This is a genomic window from Chlorogloeopsis sp. ULAP01, from assembly GCF_030381805.1.
In the GTDB taxonomy this organism is placed as follows: Bacteria; Cyanobacteriota; Cyanobacteriia; order Cyanobacteriales; family Nostocaceae; genus Chlorogloeopsis.
Window position 1 is genome coordinate 419,265 of record NZ_JAUDRH010000003.1, and the last position, 20,490, is coordinate 439,754.

Here is a 20,490-nt window from a genome sequence, read left to right on the forward strand (position 1 = left end):
GCGATCGCTCTGATTTAGGCTTTCTATGCAAATGAAACAAAATGTAATATATGTATTTTTTGCCACTCCAAATCCTGAAATATTCCCAGAAGTTAGTTATCTTAGGATTATCAGCTATTCAATTTTTGACAAGGTGGTTGATTAAATTAAATATTCTCTCAAGAAACAAAAAGTCATAAAAAAACTGTCTAAAAAAGCGAGATCAGCAAGTCGAGGGGTTGAAAACAAGATGAAAGCTGAAAATAATAATAAAGATCATCAAGAACGCCTGCTTGTCTCCTACATCTTGAATGCAGCCTGGTTTTTCGGCTTGGGTGGATTGCACCGTTTATACAATGGCAAGATTGGGACGGGTTTATTATGGTTAGTAACCTATGGTGTATTTGGTATCGGCCAGTTTGCAGATCTGTTCTTCATCCCGAAAATGGTAGACGAACATGAACTTAGACTGAGGTTAAAAGCAGGCTTGTCTCCTTTGGGTGTGGCTTTACACCAACCAGTCGTTGCTTCAGAAGTATATCATCCCAAGGGTAATCAGCTTATAGTCAAGCTAATTGAAGCAGCAGAAAAAAGAGGCGCTATGCTGACTGTAACTCAGGGCGTAAAAGCAACTGGAGCCAGTTTTACTGAGGTAGAAGCTGCTTTGCGGGAGCTGTTAAGGTCAGGTTATGTCAGGATAGATAACGACCCCATTACCGGAGCTGTTACCTACCATTTCCATGAACTTGGTTAGGCTAATTGATTTTAATTCCTTCCTAGCCACTTTTGACCATCTAAGCGCTGCATTAATCCCCAGATTAATAAATCTAGGGTAATTTTGCGCTCATCAATTAAGAATGATTCTAAAGTACTGGGTTGTTTACCCTCATAGCAAGAAAACGCTTTTTTCCCTTGAATAGTTTCATCAGGAAAATAGACGTTAAAGTGCCGCACACCATCCGGATAGTTGCCGACTATTTGCCAACACTCACCGGATTGTTCCATTCCTTTAATAGGAATCTTTTGTTTAACAAAAGACAACTGTAAATCTTTAACACCTTGTTGGGCGATCGCCTTTTGCAAAGCTGGCAAGTAGTCTTGTTGGATAAACTCTGTAAATGGCTTATCCTCAACGCCTGGTGCTTTTTCCTTTTTTGCTGCCTTAGCTGCTGCTGGTTTGTCTCCTGCTGCCTTAACTGCGGCGGGTTTTTCTCGCTTGGGTGGTGCAGTTTTTGTTCCGGCAGCATTTGGGTTAGTTTCTGGATTTGCTGCTTTGGGATCTGGTGCGTTGGAAGTAGGAATGTCTGTCGCTTCGGGTGAGTCGCTGCTAGGAGCACGTTCTTCAGCGACGGTGGGAGCTTGCTTGTCAACAGTGCTGGGAGCCACCTCTCCCGCTTCATTGTGATTGGTTTCTTCTGCCATTACTCAGGTCAATCCTTTGTCTAGCTAGAGGAGCGATCGCTCACCTTAAGATACTTGAGGTATCAGTCATTTTCATTTTGACATAGTCAAGCCAGTCTATATATACTGATATCTCGCACTATCCGATTGAGAGAGTCACAAGCTCCAGTTCTCGTTCTAGATCTCGTTACCAGGTTGAACCTGGTAACGAGGGTTTTGAGGCTCATAATCAAAATTATGAGTTATTATAAGTAGGCTTGAACTCAAATAAGTCTTTTAATAGACTATGGATTTATACATCAATGAAAATAAACTAAATATAGAATTTACATTTACAGAACAACTCCTAGCTGTCTGTTGGGGAAAAAGCTGGAATATCCCACTTGCCAATATTGCCCAAGTTACAACAGCCGAACCTCAAAGTAGTTGGAAAGAACTGCGTGCTCCTGGTAGCTTTATCCCAGGATTTATTAAAGCTGGTACTTATTATACGAACCGAGGCAAAGAGTTTTGGTACGTAAATAGAGATAAAGATTATTTAATTATTGAACTGCAAAATGAATCATATAAAAGAATTATCTTGACTATTAATAATAATGAACATTGGCAAGAAAGACTAAACCAATTAATTGCTAATTATTGATTGCCAACGCAACAAGAAAAATCAAGAGTTATGAGCAATAAAGTTTCATTGCCAACTCATAACTCATAACTTTTCGCTCAACCACCAGCTACAGCAGGGACAATACTTACTTCATCGCCATCTTTTAAAGGTGTTGCGGTTCCATCTAGAAAGCGAATGTCTTCGCTATTAACATACAAATTTAAAAATCGTCGCGGCTCCCCCGCCTCATCGCACAAGCGCGATTTGATACCAGGACAAGCTTTTTCTAGGGAATCCAACAGTTCAGCAATATTATTGCCGCTACATTCCAAAGTAGCTTGGTTGTTAGTAAATTTTTGAAGAGCAGTAGGAACTAAAACTTTTACAGCCATATAAATTGAGTTGTCAGTTGGTGGTTGTCGATTGCAGTTAGCCATTAGCTATTAACTAAACGAGAACCTGTTGCCATTCTAAACGTTCGAGTGTCCGAGAACGCTCAAGGGCTTGTTCAAAACTATCAAGTTTTGCTTCTATTGTCAGAGGTTCTCCAATATAACCATGTACAGCTTCTTGGGTTTTCAAACCGTTCCCAGTAATGTAGACCACAGTAGTTTCATCTGGATCTATTTTGCCAGCTTCTACCAATTTCTTTAACACAGCAATGGTTGTACCACCAGCTGTTTCAGTAAAGATACCTTCGGTTTCTGCTAGCAACTTAATGCCTTCTATAATTTCAGCATCATTCACTGCCTCAATACTGCCACCAGTTTTCTTAGCTATCTCCACAGCATAAACGCCATCTGCTGGATTCCCAATCGCGATCGATTTCGCAATCGTATTTGGCTTCACTGGTTTAATAAAGTCGCGTCCTTCTTTATATGCTTGAGCGATGGGAGAGCAACCTTCTGCTTGCGCTCCACTGAACTTAACTGACTTCCCTTCTACTAAACCAGATTCTACAAATTCGTTGAAGCCTTTGTAAATTTTTGTAAACAGCGAACCTGATGCCAAAGGTGCAACAATATGATCAGGCAACTGCCATCCCAGTTGTTCGGCAACTTCAAAGCCTAAGGTTTTAGAACCTTCAGAATAGTAGGGGCGCAAATTTATATTGACAAAACCCCAACCATGTGTATTCGCAACTTCTGAGCAGAGGCGGTTGACTTGATCGTAATTGCCCTTCACCGCCATTAAAGTTGGACTGTAGATGAGGCTACCGAGTACCTTACCAGCTTCTAAATCAGCAGGAATAAACACGCAGCAGTCTAATCCAGCATGAGCAGCAATGGCGGCAGTAGAATTTGCTAAATTACCAGTGCTAGCACAGGAAACAGTAGTAAAACCCAACTCCCGCGCCCGTGTCAGAGCAACGGATACGACTCTGTCTTTGAAGCTGAGGGTGGGCATATTGACAGCATCATTTTTGATGTAAAGCTTGTTTAAACCCAAGCGACGAGCCAAGCGCTGGGAACGAACCAAAGGAGTCATACCAGTTCCCACATCAATGGGATTTTCGCTATTCACAGGCAAAAACTTTCGATAGCGCCACATGGAATTTGGCCCCGCCTGAATACTTTCGCGGGTAACAGAACGACGAAGGGCGCTGTAATCATAAGCTACTTCCAAAGGGCCAAAGCATAATTCGCACACGTGGCTGGCTTGGAGTTCGTATTCCGCACCACATTCCTTACATTTCAATGCTTTAAAAGTAGCTTTGGTTTGGGTGTTGATTGCCTGAGTCATGAACTAGCTCTCCCTGGATGTCCGTCAACTGTCGCTTGATGCTAACACGAGTAAAAATACCAGTCAAACATACCCGACAAAAGATGTCGGGATTGTTTTTGCTACATAATTCTGATTAATTTTCCTTACCAAATGGTTGCGATCGCTAACTAGGTAATAGTTTGATCCAAGATTTAAGATATTTAAGTACTTGACATTACCCCAGGAGTTGCTGCTATATTAACAAGAGTGGAAACGCTTTGGGGCGTAGCCAAGCGGTAAGGCAGCGGGTTTTGGTCCCGCCATCCCTAGGTTCGAATCCTAGCGCCCCAGTAAACATCTTGCAAAGTCCTACATACAGACTCAAGTTAGGTAACAACCTGATGGGTATACGTATTCGCCTAGCTTGTTTAGAAGACATACCTGCGCTTACAGATATACAGCGTTTTGCAAGTACATGAGGTACACCCCTCCCTAACCCTCCCCTTATCAAGGGGAGCCAGTGCGGTGGTGAGCCAACGCACTGGCTCCGCAAGGGCGCACTGCCTCACTTCAGGACTTCTCTCCACCTTACAAAATCGCAATCAAACAACAGGTGCAAGATGTGAATCTACAAACTTTTCCCGCACATTGAGTGGTAAAACTTTGGCGTACTAACTTTCCAATCACCAACAGCTACTTTTCAGGTGATTTCAAAGCGCTATCAAGTATTTGGCGAGCTTGCTCTGCTTTAGCTTTTGCTTCTTGGTAACGTAAATTTGCTTGGGCGAAATTCTTGAGAACTTTAAAACCTTCCTTCAGGCGAGCAATTTCCTCTTCAGTGACAGACTTTTCTGAAAAGAGGATATCAACCTGTTTGCGAATTTCCAAAGCTTCGGTACGTGTCTCTTGAACTTTTAGCTTGAGTGTGGCTAGGTTGTTCAGAATCTGAACGGCTTGCGTAATTTCGTCCTCGCCACTGGTAGTATCCATTGGTACTTCCTTCACCTCAATTAACTGCTGGGGACTAAATCCTTCTTCCAATTCCGTGGATAACTTACCTTCGTCCATGAGTTGCATCAATTGATCCATTGCTTTCTCACGGGCTTTGGCTGAATCTCTACCAGGAACGGTAATAATAATTTCTGGGCTTTGAGCGAGAGTATACTGAACCATATTTAGGCGGAAGAGTTGCTGCTTTAAAAGCCAAGGGGATTATCTTAGCATGAAGCGTCATCTACCAATCTACCAAAATATGTGCTTGTCATAATCACCCAATTGGCTATTTAGTTTTTTAAGATTTTAATTATCACTAGGTTGATAAACTCTACCAAAAGAATGATCTGAATTAATCTCAATTACCAAATCTACTACTTTTGGACATTTGAGCAATGGCTTGATAAATAATTCTGGGTGAACAGAACGCCAAAAATAATTGACGAATTGCTCAATTTCTAAATCGCTCATTCCCAAATTGCCAGCAGCCATCATTTTTTTTTCTGCTTGTTTACGCCACTCTAGCGACAAGCGATAATCTTTTGGATGCAAGACGATTAAGCTATCCAATCTTTTCCATAATGGTAGATAGTCGTAAAGTTTATTATTCATATCACGGGCAAATGCTTTATCCTCGGCTGTAAGAATTGGCGGTGGTGGATGATCAAAGGCGATCGCATCGATTGGTTGCACACCTACAAACCAGCCTTCAAACAGCACAATATCTACATTTGTCACAATTTCTGGAGTAGTGCGATCGCCTTCCCCGTTGTATGCTGATTTATCAAAGCGGGGAACTGTTACTGGCAAATCACCCTGACGAATTTTATCCAATACAGTTAAGCCTAACTCGATATCATGCGTTCCGGGTGGGCCACGCCAAATTAATCGCGGATCTTGCTGTTTGAGGAGCAAGCGATCGCTGTAAGTTTTGTACAAGTCATCTAAGGATAAACTCAGGGTATGATACCCTAAATGTTGGAGAATCAGTGAGAGAACTTTGCACATAGTCGTTTTGCCTGTGCCTTGTCCTCCTAAAACACCTTGTATAAAAGTATGCCCTATTTGTTGTCGCTGCCATGCCAGTTTGATCGCCAAAGGTAGCCACAAATTCTGTAAAAATTTTGACATCACGCTCGGTTGCAGATGTAAGTGAGATTGACAAAATTTGCTGACATCAGGATAAACAGAATTGAGCAGATGCGTTTGTATAACCTCATTTACATTTTCTGGTGCAATGCCAAAAGCTTCGTAACTAGTCATTAGTTATTAGTCATTGGTCATTTGTAGGGGTTGGTTTTATGTATGATCTTTGTTTTCAAATCGACTATTTATCTTCTAAACCCGCCCGTCAGTGGTTAGTAGTTAGTAGCTTATTAATCCCCTTATCTCCTTGTCCCCTTTTGCCCTCTTCTCTCACGATCCCAGCTTGAAAGCTTCCAAAAACATACTATAGGTAAGACCAACTTTCAGAGAATTTACTGATTGTACCCAGAATGCTTGTCGTGCTATTATACCGCGATTATAAAATATTCTGCTAGCGATTTCCGTCATTACCACTAAAATGGCAGCCGCAACCACGTCCCATTGAGCTGTTTGACCGGCTGTACTCGAAATCGCCGATCCCAGAAAAAAACCGGATAAAAAACTTATTAAAATAACAGCTACCCGTCGCCAAGGATTAAAAAGCCATAGCCGCAAACGGTTAGCAATGACATTAGATAGATTGTTAAGACGAGTGTTTTGCATTACTTAAGAGATTGCGAACACATCAGCAGTCGAAGGGTGTCAGGTAAATAATAGACTTCTACACCTCTCCATCTATGTACCCTACTTTAAAAAGGTTTTAGTCAAAATCTTATGAAATAACCCCATGTTGAGGATATTATAGGTTTAACATAAAGTTGTGTGAAAATTATTTGGGTTTCTCTTAAATTGGGAGTGTAAATAAAAGTTTACACGCTCTATTGTCTTGAGCAAGCACCGAGAGGTTAAGCATCAAGAGATTTTGATCTTGAGCTACTTTCAAAGTGGATGCCCAAATTGACACAAATGATACATATCACCCCCAATTCTAGAAGAGTCTACAGTGGGCAAGCTAGTTTGATTGTCCGTTGTAGTAATGGGCTGCTATTTAAATGAGCCTAGAGAAAGTACTTATTTTTAAATAATTATCAATATGAAATTACCATCGTACTATCGCGCTGTACTCACAGCTGCTTGTTCAGGTTTGCTGTTGCTTGCAGGATGCTATGAGGTTAAAGTCTCTTTTGAATCTGAGACAACACAATCAAATGCGTCTGCTGTTGATTCCAGTGAAAAAAATCAGTCTGAAAGTGCTATCGCTTCTACTTTAAGCACTACAGCATCCACATCTAAAAATTCTTTATTTGCCTATCATCAAAGTTCGGCAAGTAAAGGAGTTGGACAAGGAACTTTACGAATGAGCAATCAAACTGAGCAGCCCGTGCGTCTGGCTTTGCTAGCAAGGCGATCGCAACTGAAAAGTTCTTCTGAGCAAGCTAATTCTAGTCTGCCAGCACATTGGGATTTTGCTCCTGGAGAAGGTAGTGAGAAGGGGCTAATTTTGTCCTTGCCAAACGAGAACTTAAAATTGCACAAGGGAGATATTTTAGTCGCTTTTGCACAAGATGGTTCCCGTCGCTACTGGGGACCATATGTTGTCGGGGAAACATCGACTCCTGTGTGGAATCCACAAAAGCAAGAATGGGAATTAATTTTGAGTCCTTAATTCAATAGTCAATCACCATTAGTTATTAGATAATGGTTCCTAGTTTTTAGCAAAATTTTGACTGTGAGCTTGTATAAACATAATCAAATATCATAACCAAAGATTTACAAAGAACAAAAAATTAGTAACCAACGACTATTGACTAGTGAATGTTAACTGTTAACTAATGACAATTCGCGCTTTTAACCAGTTATTAAATAATATTGGCAAGCGCCCAGCCCTTGCTGTGGCTTTGTCAATTTTATGGTTGATTGTGATTGGTGGGGTGGCTTTCTTTTGGCACTTAGGAAGCATTGGCTTAATTGATGAAACCGAGCCATTGTTTGCAGAAGCTTCGCGCCAAATGTACCTGACTGGTGATTGGATTACGCCATTTTTTAATGGAAAAACTCGTTTTGATAAACCTGCTTTGATTTATTGGTGTCAAGCGATCGCCTATGCCATTTTTGGAGTAAATGAGTGGGCAGTGCGTCTACCGTCAGCGCTCGCAGCAATGGTGGTAATCAGCCTCACTTTTTACACCGTACAGTGGCAGCTAGCAACAGAAGATGTTTTAGAACAAGTTTCTCGCCCTACCAGACGTTGGGTAACAGCCTCTTTAGCAGCAGCCATACTGGCACTCAGCCCCGAAATGATTATTTGGGCAAGAACGGGTGTCTCAGATATGCTGTTGACTGGCTGTATAACATCGGCATTATTTTGCTTTTTTTTGGGATATGCAAGAGGGAATAGGGGACAGGGGATAGGGGATAGGGAAATACACAATACCCAATACCCAGTACCCAGTACCCAATCCCTAATCCCCAATAATTGGTACTTGGCTTTTTACATACTGATTGCTGGTGCCATTTTAACAAAAGGCCCGGTGGGGATTGTCTTGCCAGGGTTGATTATTGGCGCATTTTTACTGTACTTGGGCAAGCTATTTGAGGTGATGCGGGAAATGCGTCTTCTGGTGGGTATGCTGATAATTGCTGCTTTATCGCTGCCCTGGTACGTGTTGGTTATTTGGCGTAATGGTTGGAATTATATCAATTCTTTTTTTGGCTACCACAATATTGAACGATTTACAGAAGTAGTTAACGGTCATGCCGCTCCGTGGTATTTTTATTTCGTGGTGGTATTACTGGGTTTTGCCCCCTACTCAGTTTACCTGCCACTAGCAATAGCACGAGTGAAATTTTGGCAGCCAAAGCACTGGCGCTCTCAAGAGCGATCGCAACAATTTGGTTTGTTTGCCTTTTTCTGGTTTGTTAGTATTTTTGGCTTTTTCACGATCGCTGTTACTAAACTTCCTAGCTATGTTTTACCCCTGATGCCAGCAGCAGCCATCCTCGTGGCGCTAATTTGGGGTGACTTACTCAAAGACACCAGAAAACTCTCCACCTCTTTTCTTTCCTGGAGTAGTTGGGTAAATGTTGTATTCGTATCGGCAGTAGGAGTTGCACTATTTTACGTACCTCAATTGATAGGCACCGATCCGGCTGCACCTCAATTCCGCGAGCTCCTGCAACAGTCTGGTTTATCTGTGCTGGGAGGTATTATCTGGTTAGTATGTGCGGTAATATTGGCAGTTTTAATATTGCGTCGCCGTTGGTTTGCTGTAATGGGAGTGAATTTGTTGGGATTTACAGCGTTTATGATTTTTGTCCTCACTCCGGCTTTATTTTTGATAGATCAAGAGCGTCAGCTACCTTTACGAGAATTATCAGCGATCGCAGTGCAAGCGCATAAACCAGGGGAAGAATTAATCATGGTAGGCTTCAAAAAGCCTACTGTTGTTTTTTACACGCAGCGTCAAGTAAATTACATCAAAATGAGTGCGGCAGCAGGAGACTATGTTAGGAAAGATGCTACAAACAAAGCACAGGCTGATTCTGTATTAGTTTTAGCGCAACCGAAAAAGTTTCCAGAAATGGGCTTGCAACCATCTAATTATCAAAGTTTAGGAAACAACGGTGCTTATCAGTTGATTAGAGTGTCTCTGAACCAGTAATTATCATCGGTTTGTGAAAAATTAAATAATACATATATTCTCCTTAGATTTATCTTCATCAAAATATGAGGATAAAATTTCAAAAAAAGAGCTTCAAGCTAAGAAAATGCGAGAAGCTCTGATGTTTGAGTCTTTTATACAATGTTGCCTTTCTTTAAAGATCACGAATTTTATTACACTCTTGCTTCCATCTAAAGGTTAATTATGAGTTATATCATCCTTGCTTGACTAGCTTGTCTCAGCAAGTTCAGATTCAAGGAATGATTAAATAGATTGCTCTGTGTGATGCCAAAATTTTGTAATCCTCCTCACAAGCAAATTTAACTTTAGGATATTTCATCAGACAGAGGTTACTATTGATGACAATTTTTCCTGTGCGCAGTAATCTCTCCTCAACTCAATGGGTAAGTTAGCAAAGGAACTAAATGAGCTTAAAGCAGTTAAATATATTATCTATCAATACAAAATAATATGAATTCTTTAAATCCAGAAGTCTCTACCAAACTAGAATTAATCCGCCAAACTCTTACTGAGACGGAAGCAGTAGGTGTGCGTCTACGAGGTACAGACTGGTTTGCCTGGGTAACAGCAGGCGCTTCTAATACTGTGCTACTTACTATTGAAACTGGAATAGCAGAAGTTTTGGTAACGTTACAGGATGCTTGGGTATTAACAGATGAAATAGAAGCACAGCGTCTTGTGGATGAAGAATTACCAACTAATTTTAAGCTAAATGTTAACCCTTGGGCGGATGTTGCCGTTCGTGAAGCTTTTGTTCGTGATGCTACTAGTGGAGGAAAGATTTTGAGCGATCGCCCCATTCCTCATGTTGAGAAGCGATTGCCTCCATCTTTAAAACAATATAAACAGGTAATGATGCCAAGCGAATTAGAGCAGTATCGTCAAGTGGGGCAGCAAGCAAGCGAAGCAATGACAGAAGTGCTCAAAGCTGCCAAACCGACTTGGAAGGAATATCAATTGGCAGGTGCAGGTGCAGAGGCATTGTGGGCAAAGGGGCTACATCCAGCGCTAATACTGGTTGCTGGCAACAGACGTTTACCACTATACCGTCATGCTACACCCACAGGGGAAGAAATTGGACAGCAAGCGATGATGGTGTTTTGTGCTAGAAGATATGGTTTGTATGCCAATCTGACACGATTTGTCAGTTTTGGTAAGCTTGCCGATGAAAAAGCTAAACAACACCGTCATGTTCGCGAAATAGAAGCCCAAGCATTGAACTTGTGTAAGCCCGGAACATCTCTAAATACAGTTTATGAAACTTTAGCTCAAGCTTATCAACAGCATGGATTTCCTCATGCGATCCGCGAACATCATCAGGGGGGAACCACAGGATATCTGTCGCGAGAAATTATAGCCAATCCCACTACTACTGATACTTTGGCAGAAAACATGGCTGTTGCTTGGAATCCAAGTTTACCTGGTGCAAAGATTGAGGATACTTTTGTGATTCTTGACAATGGGAAGTTGGAGAATTTGACTTTTGATCCAAATTTTCCCAGTGTGGAGGTAGAGGGAAGGTTACGCCCAGTAGTTTTGGAGCTTTAAAACATAAATAAGGCATTACCCAATCCAGTGCAATCCCTGATTTTTTAAGTTTTGCTCAATATATTGCATTTCTTCCAACGTCTCTCCAGCCACAATTCCAGAAATTTCAGTGTAGATTTTTCCGTATTTAACCTTTTCCAAAGCCGACAAAATGATAAAATCTTTACGCTCTAGTTCTGGTTTCAAGGTTACTAAAATAGAATCTAATGTCCCATCCATGCGGTAGTCAGTGGAATATTTAGCTACCTCCTTGCCCAGCCTCAGAAGAGTATGGCGCTGCAAGCAAAGTGGCGTTGAGCCATTAACTCGGAAATTGGCATCAATAGCATAAAGCTGTCCCTCTTTATCTTCCAACACGTCAAAGCCAATCACGCCAAAATATCCCTGCTGGTGAGCGTATTTACCAATAGCGGTAATCATCTCAAAGAATTTGCTCATGTCAGTTTCGCGGTAGTGAATTAGTCCCCCTAAATAATTGCCTTCCGAGGTGACAAGTTGGCTTGTAGTGCCGATGAGCGTTATATTTCCCGCCTTGTTGACATAGAACTGTACGCAGTAGTTTTGTACGACATTCTTGACGAACTCCGAGACAATAATCACATCCAGTAACTTAATATCGAAATATTTCCTCAGTTCTTCAAAGCAGTAGTTCAAATCACTATTGCTGTTGATAATATAGGTGCCTTCTCCTGAGAGTCCGTGGGATGTTTTGATTAAGTAGGGGAATTGTTCTGGTAACTGAATGTCTTTGAGACTGACAGTGTGTAGATTGTAGCTCTGATATTTCGGACATTGTACTCCTAGTTCGGCTAGCGTCACTTTGCTGAGTAAGTGGTAGTGAGTATCTGTGGCGATCGCGTGTTTTTTGGGTTTGAGATGATCGAAGGGAAATAGAGTGATGAGTTTATCAAAGCGATCGCTGTGGCTAAGTTCATCTAAATAAGTCGAACAGTCTATCTTCTCCATATTGGAGTAGCTAAAGCCAAAATGCTCCTGCCAGTAGTCAATTAGCAATTTTTGTGGCGTAATAATGACAATTCCTGGCAGGGTGTCGCCTAACACAGCCAGATTTTTCCAAGGTTCCTTTTGGCAAACTTTGTCAAAGGGGGTTTTAGTAGCTTCACTACTACCGTCTTGAAGAAAGTATTTTTTTGTGTTGGGGTAAGCCGCCCAACTGGCAGTTGCAGGATAATTTAAGATGAACGCATAACGTTTATCTGTGGTGTCTTGAGCAAACAAATCGGAAAAAGAACTTCCTTGAAAGTGATGAAACTCAGATGTTGCGTTCATAGAAAATGTTTTCAAAACTCACTCCTGCATCTACCTAATGAATAAGGTATTGTTAGCAGAAATTTGATTCCTCCATCTGCAAGTAGAAAGAAAATACTGCTCGGTATTATTTAGTACTCCTTTTGTTTTTATGTCTTTTAGGTGATTTTCACCCTTCCATAAGTTGTATCTGTCAATAGCAGCTTTCTAGGTACGAAACCGTACTGAACTCTACGAGGGTAGGAATTATCTTAAAAGAATGGTTTTGAATGGTATACGTCCAAAAATTTTCTAGTCTCTTGTCTAAAAAGCCTGATTAGCTACTGAATAATTGATAGTATTGGTTGTTACGCTAAACCGCAATTAAATGTTGTCTGCTTAAATTTATTAACGCTTTTTACATTCAAACAAAGTATTTCTGAATGGACTTTTATAAATCTTTACCACTCAATGGTCTGCGAGTACTTGTTGTTGATAGTAACTTTGATTGTAGACTTTTGCTGACAATGGTATTTGAAGCGTATGGCATTGAGACAATTACCGCAACGTCAGCTCATGAGGCTTTAGAAATACTCAAACAGGTTAAAGTAGATCTTCTCATTAGCGAAATTGGCTTGCCTAATGAAGATGGCTACTCGCTGATGCGCAAGGTGAAAGCTCTTGAGGAAGCACAACAAATCGAAATTCCAGCGATCGCTCTGACGGTATACGATACGGGAGAAGATTATGCCAATGCCCTATCGGCTGGCTTTTGCAAGTATTTATCCAAACCTTTTGACATTGACGAGTTAATTGCAACTGTTGCCTACTTCACTAGAGAATTTCAATTGGTATCTGCACAATAAACACGACTGTTTTTGCCCAACAATTAATTTAGATTAATTTAGCAGGTAGCTTATCAGCCCTCTGTTGCCTTGGTATCTATACACACATTTTTTTATTACAAAAGCTTTCTGGCATTATTCTTTTGGCTTATCCATTTTGCTCGTTGATGCCTTTAGTGCTGATTCACATAATTGAGAAGAAATAACGTGTGTACAGGTTATCAATTTAGGCATGGCTGTTGAAAACCGCTTACTTGCTGCTCTCTCTCGTGAAATATACGAGAAGCTTGCCCCAAACTTGAAGTTGATCTCACTGCATCAGGGTGAGGTTCTCCATATCCCTGGTGAGACTATCCAGACTCTTTATTTTCCTATTGATAGCCTTATCTCAATCACCATTACAATGAGTGATGGCTCTACAGTTGAGATTGGTTTGGTTGGCAACCGGGAAGTGCTTGGCATCAACGCCTTGATGTGCGCAGAATCTTCTGCACCGTCTTTGCTCTGTCAAATAAGGGTGTGTGGCTAAATACGATCGCACTGCCTGGGCAACTTTATCATCTTGAGCTTGAGTCACTTTTTATTTGTCTTTCCACTGCCAGACTGATAGCAATAAACAATACGCTCAAACCTTGAATGGCATAAACTATAGTGACGGGAACACCTGCACTGCGCTGCATTACATTCGCACCACTACGCAAGGCACCAAAAAATAAAGAAGTGAGAACTACACCTAAAACACTACCACGACTGAGGAAGGCGATCGCGATCGCATCAAATCCGTAACCAGGGGAAACTTGTTCAAACAGGCGATATTTCAACCCCATTACCTCACAAGCACCCGCTAACCCTGCTAATCCACCCGCTAGCGCCATCACCAAAATAATTGTGCGTTCTACAGAAATACCAGCGTAATGGGAAGCGATCAGGTTAAATCCGACGGCGGTGATTTGATAACCAACAGGCGATCGTACTAATAACACCCACAAAATCCCTGCTGCAATTAAAGCCAGCAAAATTCCCCCATGAGCGAGACTTCCTGGTAAAACAATCGGCAATTGTGCAGATTTGGCAATTAATGGTGAATAAGGGCTAGGTGCATCTGGTGCTTGCAGTGGGTTTTGCACCAAGTAACTAATCAAATTCACTGCAATATAATTTAGCAGTAATGTCGTAATTACCTCATTCACCCCGCGTATAGCTTTGAGATAACCCGGGATCCAGCCCCAAATCGCACCAAAGAGAAAACCAGCCAACAATGCCAGTGGTACGTGAATTATTCCCGGTAAACCTTGCACATATAAACCTACCAAAGTACTTCCCAAAGCACCCAGATAAATTTGCCCCTCTCCACCGATATTAAATTGCCCTGCACGTAAAGCTACCAACACCCCTAAACTAGTTAACAATAGGGGTGCCATTTTAGTCAGGGTATTGCCAAATCCAAAATATGTAGAGAGAGATTCCTGAAATAGGGCGATATATGCAGCAATCGGGTTTGCACCTGCAATTAACATCAGAATTGCGCCGACAAAGAGAGCAGATGTTATAGCAATAACAGGCGAGAAAATTGATAGACTAATGCGTTGAATGCGATCAGCTATAACCATTTACAAGTGTCAAATTTTTCGACGGCTTTCTGAGGAAAAGTAAATGTAGTCTTTGTCCAAAGGTTTCATGACAGATTAATAATAGACATATGTTTATATAATCGATATTAATTTTGTACTTAATATTAGCAGGTTGCTGATATTTCTAGTGTTATCATTTGAGTTTGCTCAAATCAAAGCTTAATTGCAAGCAGAAAGTAAAATCTCAGTCAAATACTCTACCCTGTTAAACGTAATGATAGCCAACCCCCAACTTCAAAGAATGACTATCGAGGAATACCTCGAATGGGAAGTATTACAAGACTGTCGTTATGAATACGTCAACGGCAAAGTCTTTGCAATGACTGGGGGTACAATTCCCCATAATGATATTGCCCTTAACATCTACAGGGTATTGTATCCCCATCTACGTCCTAGAGGCTGTCGTATCAATGTAGCAGATGTAAAATTACAGGTTAGTCCTAATAGCCCATATTACTACCCAGATGTTATTGTTAGTTGCGATTCGCTGGACTTGAATGCTCGTAAATTTATTCAATATCCTAAACTAATCATCGAAGTTCTTTCTCCTGGTACAGAAGCCAAAGATAGAGGTGAAAAATTTGCCTACTATCGTACAATTTCTACTTTACAAGACTACATTATTATTGATTCTGAAAAAATTGGAGTCGAATCTTACCGTCGTGGAGAAGGCAGAATGTGGCTTTATGATCCTTATACAGAAGGAGATATCATCACGATAGAAAGCATTGAATTTAGTTGTGCGATTGAACTCCTTTATGAGAATGTGAATTTTGAAAGCGAAGAATGAATATAAAGCTAATTGTTAGCTATCAGTTGAAGCACTAAAGTTTGTTGGCAATTGAATATCAGGTATCTCTTCCGAAGTTAAAGTAACTACTTTCCCATCTTGCATAATACTAATCGACTCACCTAATTTGCGATGTCTTTCAATCGCTGCGGCAATAGCTGCTTTTACTCCAGCATCAATTTTGGTGTGTAAGGTTCTCATTTCTGCTTCATTTATATTTTGGATTCAGCTTTTCCTCCCCGTGTCACCGTGTCCCCGCGTCAGAGCGTCTTTTTATCCCTCCCCCCATCAATAAACCAATCTCCTCCACTGTCGCCCTCTGGGCATCCAACACACCCACAAACTCACCTCTGTACATTACGGCAATCCGATCGCTCATTGCCATCACTTCCTCTAACTCTGTCGAAATATACAAAATTGCTGCACCGCGATCGCGTTCTGCCAACAATCGGCGCTGTACTGCTTCTGTTGCCCCTACATCTAATCCTCGTGTGGGTTGCATCGCCACAATTAACGCGGGTTCTCCGCTCAATTCTCGTGCCAAAACCACCTTTTGTTGATTTCCTCCTGACAGTTGATTTACCTTGACATCAATCCCCACCGCCCGGATATCAAACTCTTGCATTGCAGACTTGGCATTGTTGGCGATCGCATCCTGTTGCAGCAAAAAACGGCGGCAAAACGGTACTTTCTTAAAAGCCTTTAAAATTAGATTTTGGGCAATACTAAATTGCAATACTAAACCAGTTTTCTGCCTATCTTCCGGAATGTACCCCACTCCAGCTACGCCACCCTTCCCCGTGTTTTGCCTAAACTCAATTTTCCCCCGCTTAATATTTCGCATTCCTGCCACAGCATCAGCTAATTCTCGCTGCCCGTTACCATCCACACCAGCAATGCCCAAAATTTCTCCCGCCCGCAGTTCAAAAGTTACATCCCGAACAGCGATCGCACCTCGCTCATCTGCTACTTGCAATTTCTGTACTGACAATACTGTCTTTCCTAGTAATACTGGAGATTTATGCAGCTCTAAAGAAACTTCGCGCCCTACCATCAAGTTTGCCAATTGTTGAGGCGTTGTTTCTTGAGTTGTTTTTGTTGCTACCATACGCCCTCGCCGCAACACCGTTACTGTATCGCATAGGTTCATTACTTCTTCTAACTTATGACTGATAAAAATAATTGTGTTTCCAGCAGTTGCTAATTGGCGGAGAATTGCAAACAAAGACTCGACTTCCAATGGTGTTAAAACAGCCGTTGGTTCATCTAGAATTAATAACTTAGCTTTGCGGTAAAGGGCTTTAAGAATTTCTACTCGCTGTTGCATTCCAACTGGTAAGTTTTCTACTTTGGCAGTAGGTTCAACTTCTAGTTTGTAAGCTTGAGATAAAGATGCTATCTCATGATGTTTGTTATGTAGATTCAGATGCCAATCTTTCTGTTTACCTAAAATAATATTTTCTGTTACTGTCAATTGAGGTACAAGCATGAAGTGTTGGTGAATCATGCCTATACCTAGTTTAATTGCCTCTTGGGGAGATATGATTTTGACTAATTTCTCCTCTAGATAAATTTGACCAAAATCGGGTTGATAAATTCCACTAATAATATTCATTAAAGTGGTTTTACCTGCGCCATTTTCACCTAAAATTGCGTGGATTTTTCCCGCTTCAACACTCAGGCTGATATCCTCATTGGCGATAAACGAGCCAAAGCGCTTGGTAATTCCTTCTAGGCGTAAATATGTCATATTATTGTTTTTTAAACGCAGAGGAGCGCAGAGGAAGCGCGGAGTAACGCAGAGATTTCCATAGAGAATTTGCTAAGAAGAATTTCTCGTGCAAACGTAAGCATGAGAAGATTAAGCGGTTATTCTTTTAACACAACGTGTATTTTGACCACCCTCTTTGCAATTTTCAAAAGTAATCTTTTTAGCAACAATATCTTGTTTTGTACTCAATGCTTCTTTTTGTACTAATTCTGGAACCATGTCACCAAATTTTCCTAAAGTCAAGATATCTGGTCTTTCTAAACCAATGGTATATATTTGACCTTTCAATTCATTTTTATTTGCTAATTCTGCTAGATAAGCAATGGCTAAATCCATTCTTTTAACCGCACTTGTTAAAACTGCTTTTGGAGCAATTTCTAATTGGTCTTTGGTATTACCAAAAGCGTAGACTTTTTTATCACTTGCTGCTTGTAATACTGCGGGAGAAGCGCTATCTAACCATTGGTAAATTACATCAGCACCAGAAGAAATTAAGGCGAGTGTGGCTTCTTTGCTTTTAGCAACATCATTCCAATCTCCTGTGAAGGAAGACGTAATTTTAATATTTGGCTTCACCGTTTTTGCTCCTAACTCAAAGCCACGTAATTCTTGCTCCGTAGCTTCAAATTTTTGTCCGGCAATGTAAGCTAGTCTGTTGGATTTTGACATTGATGCACCAATAATGCCACACAAGTAGCTAGCTTGCAGGTGATCTATTCGCAAAGCAGCGATATTTTCACCTTTAACTGCACCATTGATAGCTACAAAAAACGTGGAGGGAAATTGTGGTGCAACTTGTTGAATAGCCGCATCAAATTGTCCGCCGTGGGCAAATACCACATTGTAACCCTTGCGGGCAAAATCAGATAGCACTTCAGCTTGATCTGCTTGTGCAACTTGTTCTACATAAGTTGTTTGGGCATCCAGCTTTTGTTTTGCCAACTGTACGCCTTCGTAACCAGATTGATTCCAAGCTTGATCGCTAATTACACCAGGAAGAGCGATCGCTATTTTCAAACTTCTGCCATTCATTGTCAGTTTTGGAGTTTGACCACTACTGCAAGCTTTCAGTAGTAAACTCGTGCTAACTGTAGCTGAACCATACAAAAGAAATTGACGTCTACCAAAATTTAGCGCCATATACCAGTCTTTATAAATAGATCTAGATATAGGTACAGAATACAGAAAAATTCGACAGCTAGCAGCAAGGATAAAGAGGATGGGGAGACAAGGAGACACGGAGAAGAATTCTCTTCCCTGTTCCTCCTCTTTGTTCCTAATCCCTAGCCCCTTTTACTAATTGCGGTTGTCCCCAAATAATTCGTTCTTGTTTGTAAATGGCAATTCCCGGTTTAGCTCCTTTGGGTTTGTAAACGTGTTTGGGTTGGGTGTAAATTATTGGTACTTGGTCACTTTGACGAGCGCGACTGTAGTAGGCAGCAAGATTAGCGGTAAATTGCAAATCAATTTCTTCTGGAACAGCACCAGGTTGTAGCCGCAGCAGAACATGACTACCTGGAATTTCTTGAGCGTGAAACCACAAATCGTAATCACCTGCAACCCGAAATGTTAATTGATCGTTCTGGCGATTATTACGACCAATTAATACCTCAAAACCGCCAGGAGTGCGATAACGATAAAAATTGTTACTGGTTTCGCTACCGTTGCGGCTGCGATATTCTGGATCTTCTAAATACCGTTGCTGAATTAGCTCCTCGCGGATTTCTTCTAAGGTTTGTAAATCTTCTGTTGTTTGGTAGTTCTCTATTTGAGCGATCGCAGCTTCTACTTGTTCTAAATACTCGATTTCGGCATTCACTTCTTTAAGTAAGGGTTCTACAGCTAAACGAGCGCGTTTGAGTTTTTGGTGCTGCTTGTAAAGATTTTGAGCATTTTGCACGGCATTTTTATCTGGTTCGAGGGCAATTTTTACACTCTTGCCAGTCTCAAAATCAGGGAGGCTAATTTCTTTCATCCCCACCTGCCAGTCTTGTAAATGCGCCATCAATAAATCTGCTTTGGTGCGATACTCGTCAGCGCGATCAGATTCCTGCAAGCGTTGCTCAAAAGTTTGCGCTTTCAATCGCAGTTTTTCTAAAACATTACTCAGTTTCTGACTCAACTGATGCCGCAGTTGCGAAAAAGTTTGTTGATTGAGCCAATCTGTATAGTAGCGATTGATTAGCTCCTGAATATCTGTTGCAGGCTCAATTACATCCCAACCAAGTACTGTGTATCCAAAACTAGTCCATGCTGGTTGAAACTTTTCATTCGCTAAGGCTTGCAGCCATTCTTGCCAACGCGTAAATAATCTTTGCCAGTCGTCAGATTTCAGGGCATCGGTGGTGGTTTCTGGATCTATATCAGCTACCAACAGCATTGACTCTACCAGTGCAGGAGAAACACCGCGATAATTTTTCAGCAACTGTCGTTTAATAGTTCCCGGTATGAGACTTACTCGTTCTTGCCAGCGTTGTTGGGATTCGCTCAAACTAGGTATAGCACCAGTCAGGCTAGGTGGTGTTTCATAAGGTTGTCCGGTAAGAATAGGACGAACGCTGGATTTTTGTTGATTAACTTGGCGGGCAGGGGTGATGATGGTATTGCTGGCATCGGTAAGAATAACGTTGCTGTATTTGCCCATGATTTCCACGTAGAGGTGATACAGCGCGTTTTCTCCAGGGCGACGGGCAAATTGCAAATCAATTGCTCTCTCCCAAGGAGCGATCGCTTCAACTGTTACTAATGCCAAACCATTCAATTGGTGAACTAGTTGTTGGCTGAAGGTGAAGGTATCTGGTAGTCGCGGCGGTGGATCGCCGATATGCAGGCGGGCTGCTTGGGGGTGCCAGGAAATTTCTAGCCAACCCCGTCCTTTGAGGGTACGTAGCGCTATAGAAATCGTGTAGCGATCGCGCTGGTAAACCTGTTCCAAGCGCGAGGGTAACCAATTCGCACGGATATCACTACAAACAGCTGTGAGCGTAGTAAAGTCAAATGTTTGCACAACGATTGCCGTTGATGTAAAAACGTTCGATGGTCAACAGAAGCCCATCCTATCTAATCGTAAAGGGGATTGGGGACTAATGACTAGGGACTAGGAGCAAGCAAAAAACTAACTCTCAATTTGATACAGGAAGCATCAGGTGAGAGTTAGTCTTACATAATAGGTAATTGGTATTGACATCATTTATATATTTACCTGTT

The 20,490-nt window shown here is 41.4% G+C and carries 21 protein-coding genes and 1 tRNA gene; 10 read left to right on the top strand and 12 right to left on the bottom strand.

Features of this window, described 5'->3' with window-relative positions:
• Positions 1 to 229: 229 nt before the first annotated feature.
• A complete protein-coding gene (locus QUB80_RS08035) occupies positions 230 to 733 on the top strand; it encodes a TM2 domain-containing protein (protein WP_289788981.1) in 504 nt (167 codons plus the stop codon).
• Positions 734 to 744: 11 nt separating this feature from the next.
• Here the strand turns inward: QUB80_RS08035 and QUB80_RS08040 are convergent, their stop codons facing one another.
• Entirely contained in the window at positions 745 to 1,401 is a 657-nt protein-coding gene (locus QUB80_RS08040) for a DUF2996 domain-containing protein (protein WP_289788982.1), read from the bottom strand.
• 265 nt (positions 1,402 to 1,666) lie between these two features.
• On the opposite strand from QUB80_RS08040, the gene QUB80_RS08045 reads away from it, so the two are divergent.
• A complete protein-coding gene (locus QUB80_RS08045) occupies positions 1,667 to 2,023 on the top strand; it encodes a hypothetical protein (protein WP_277127656.1) in 357 nt (118 codons plus the stop codon).
• Between the two features lie 77 nt (positions 2,024 to 2,100).
• Here QUB80_RS08045 and QUB80_RS08050 read toward each other — a convergent pair whose 3' ends face one another.
• Positions 2,101 to 2,376, bottom strand: a complete 276-nt coding sequence (locus QUB80_RS08050) for a MoaD/ThiS family protein (RefSeq protein WP_289789100.1) — start codon at positions 2,374 to 2,376, stop codon at positions 2,101 to 2,103.
• A gap of 55 nt (positions 2,377 to 2,431) precedes the next feature.
• Positions 2,432 to 3,727: a threonine synthase gene (gene thrC, locus QUB80_RS08055; RefSeq protein WP_289788983.1), complete on the bottom strand. Its 1,296-nt coding sequence runs from the start codon at positions 3,725 to 3,727 to the stop codon at positions 2,432 to 2,434.
• A 240-nt stretch (positions 3,728 to 3,967) separates the two neighbouring features.
• Here thrC and QUB80_RS08060 point away from each other — a divergent pair.
• A tRNA-Gln gene (locus tag QUB80_RS08060) sits at positions 3,968 to 4,039 on the top strand.
• A gap of 174 nt (positions 4,040 to 4,213) precedes the next feature.
• On the top strand, positions 4,214 to 4,363 hold the full coding sequence (locus tag QUB80_RS08065) for a hypothetical protein (RefSeq protein WP_289788984.1): 150 nt from the start codon (positions 4,214 to 4,216) through the stop codon (positions 4,361 to 4,363).
• Between the two features lie 18 nt (positions 4,364 to 4,381).
• On the opposite strand, the gene QUB80_RS08070 is transcribed toward QUB80_RS08065, so the two are convergent.
• The 3 genes from QUB80_RS08070 to QUB80_RS08080 all read right to left on the bottom strand — a co-directional run bounded on the left by QUB80_RS08070 (position 4,382) and on the right by QUB80_RS08080 (position 6,430).
• Positions 4,382 to 4,861, bottom strand: a complete 480-nt coding sequence (locus QUB80_RS08070) for a hypothetical protein (RefSeq protein ID WP_289788985.1) — start codon at positions 4,859 to 4,861, stop codon at positions 4,382 to 4,384.
• Between the two features lie 126 nt (positions 4,862 to 4,987).
• Positions 4,988 to 5,944, bottom strand: a complete 957-nt coding sequence (locus QUB80_RS08075; protein ID WP_289788986.1) for a glycerate kinase — start codon at positions 5,942 to 5,944, stop codon at positions 4,988 to 4,990.
• A 153-nt stretch (positions 5,945 to 6,097) separates the two neighbouring features.
• Complete coding sequence (locus QUB80_RS08080; RefSeq protein WP_289788987.1) at positions 6,098 to 6,430, bottom strand: DUF565 domain-containing protein; 333 nt, start codon at positions 6,428 to 6,430, stop codon at positions 6,098 to 6,100.
• Positions 6,431 to 6,860: 430 nt separating this feature from the next.
• Between QUB80_RS08080 and QUB80_RS08085 the strand changes: the two genes are divergently transcribed.
• The 3 genes from QUB80_RS08085 to QUB80_RS08095 all read left to right on the top strand — a co-directional run bounded on the left by QUB80_RS08085 (position 6,861) and on the right by QUB80_RS08095 (position 10,998).
• Complete coding sequence (locus QUB80_RS08085) at positions 6,861 to 7,433, top strand: hypothetical protein (RefSeq protein WP_289788988.1); 573 nt, start codon at positions 6,861 to 6,863, stop codon at positions 7,431 to 7,433.
• Between the two features lie 166 nt (positions 7,434 to 7,599).
• A complete protein-coding gene (locus tag QUB80_RS08090) occupies positions 7,600 to 9,429 on the top strand; it encodes an ArnT family glycosyltransferase (protein WP_289788989.1) in 1,830 nt (609 codons plus the stop codon).
• A gap of 471 nt (positions 9,430 to 9,900) precedes the next feature.
• The gene (locus tag QUB80_RS08095; protein ID WP_289788990.1) at positions 9,901 to 10,998 is read left to right on the top strand and encodes a M24 family metallopeptidase; all 1,098 of its coding nucleotides are present in this window, start codon (positions 9,901 to 9,903) and stop codon (positions 10,996 to 10,998) included.
• A 15-nt stretch (positions 10,999 to 11,013) separates the two neighbouring features.
• Here the strand turns inward: QUB80_RS08095 and QUB80_RS08100 are convergent, their stop codons facing one another.
• Positions 11,014 to 12,288 (bottom strand): ATP-grasp domain-containing protein, encoded by a 1,275-nt coding sequence (locus QUB80_RS08100; protein WP_289788991.1) that lies wholly within the window; start codon positions 12,286 to 12,288, stop codon positions 11,014 to 11,016.
• 401 nt (positions 12,289 to 12,689) lie between these two features.
• Here QUB80_RS08100 and QUB80_RS08105 point away from each other — a divergent pair, with 401 nt between their 5' ends.
• Both QUB80_RS08105 and QUB80_RS08110 read left to right on the top strand, forming a co-directional pair.
• A complete protein-coding gene (locus tag QUB80_RS08105) occupies positions 12,690 to 13,112 on the top strand; it encodes a response regulator (protein ID WP_276748565.1) in 423 nt (140 codons plus the stop codon).
• Between the two features lie 211 nt (positions 13,113 to 13,323).
• Positions 13,324 to 13,620 (top strand): cyclic nucleotide-binding domain-containing protein, encoded by a 297-nt coding sequence (locus QUB80_RS08110; RefSeq protein WP_289788992.1) that lies wholly within the window; start codon positions 13,324 to 13,326, stop codon positions 13,618 to 13,620.
• A gap of 28 nt (positions 13,621 to 13,648) precedes the next feature.
• On the opposite strand, the gene QUB80_RS08115 is transcribed toward QUB80_RS08110, so the two are convergent.
• Entirely contained in the window at positions 13,649 to 14,701 is a 1,053-nt protein-coding gene (locus QUB80_RS08115; RefSeq protein ID WP_289788993.1) for an ABC transporter permease, read from the bottom strand.
• 235 nt (positions 14,702 to 14,936) lie between these two features.
• Here QUB80_RS08115 and QUB80_RS08120 point away from each other — a divergent pair, with 235 nt between their 5' ends.
• Positions 14,937 to 15,512, top strand: a complete 576-nt coding sequence (locus tag QUB80_RS08120; protein WP_289788994.1) for a Uma2 family endonuclease — start codon at positions 14,937 to 14,939, stop codon at positions 15,510 to 15,512.
• A 15-nt stretch (positions 15,513 to 15,527) separates the two neighbouring features.
• On the opposite strand, the gene QUB80_RS08125 is transcribed toward QUB80_RS08120, so the two are convergent.
• The 4 genes from QUB80_RS08125 to QUB80_RS08140 all read right to left on the bottom strand — a co-directional run bounded on the left by QUB80_RS08125 (position 15,528) and on the right by QUB80_RS08140 (position 20,290).
• Entirely contained in the window at positions 15,528 to 15,713 is a 186-nt protein-coding gene (locus tag QUB80_RS08125) for a hypothetical protein (protein ID WP_289788995.1), read from the bottom strand.
• Positions 15,714 to 15,756: 43 nt separating this feature from the next.
• Positions 15,757 to 17,262: an ABC transporter ATP-binding protein gene (locus QUB80_RS08130; protein WP_289788996.1), complete on the bottom strand. Its 1,506-nt coding sequence runs from the start codon at positions 17,260 to 17,262 to the stop codon at positions 15,757 to 15,759.
• 111 nt (positions 17,263 to 17,373) lie between these two features.
• Positions 17,374 to 18,423 carry a BMP family protein gene (locus QUB80_RS08135; protein WP_289788997.1) on the bottom strand — a complete coding sequence of 350 codons (1,050 nt, stop codon included), beginning with the start codon at positions 18,421 to 18,423 and terminating at the stop codon, positions 17,374 to 17,376.
• A 136-nt stretch (positions 18,424 to 18,559) separates the two neighbouring features.
• The gene (locus tag QUB80_RS08140) at positions 18,560 to 20,290 is read right to left on the bottom strand and encodes an Rqc2 family fibronectin-binding protein (protein ID WP_289788998.1); all 1,731 of its coding nucleotides are present in this window, start codon (positions 20,288 to 20,290) and stop codon (positions 18,560 to 18,562) included.
• Between the last annotated feature and the right edge of the window lie 200 nt (positions 20,291 to 20,490).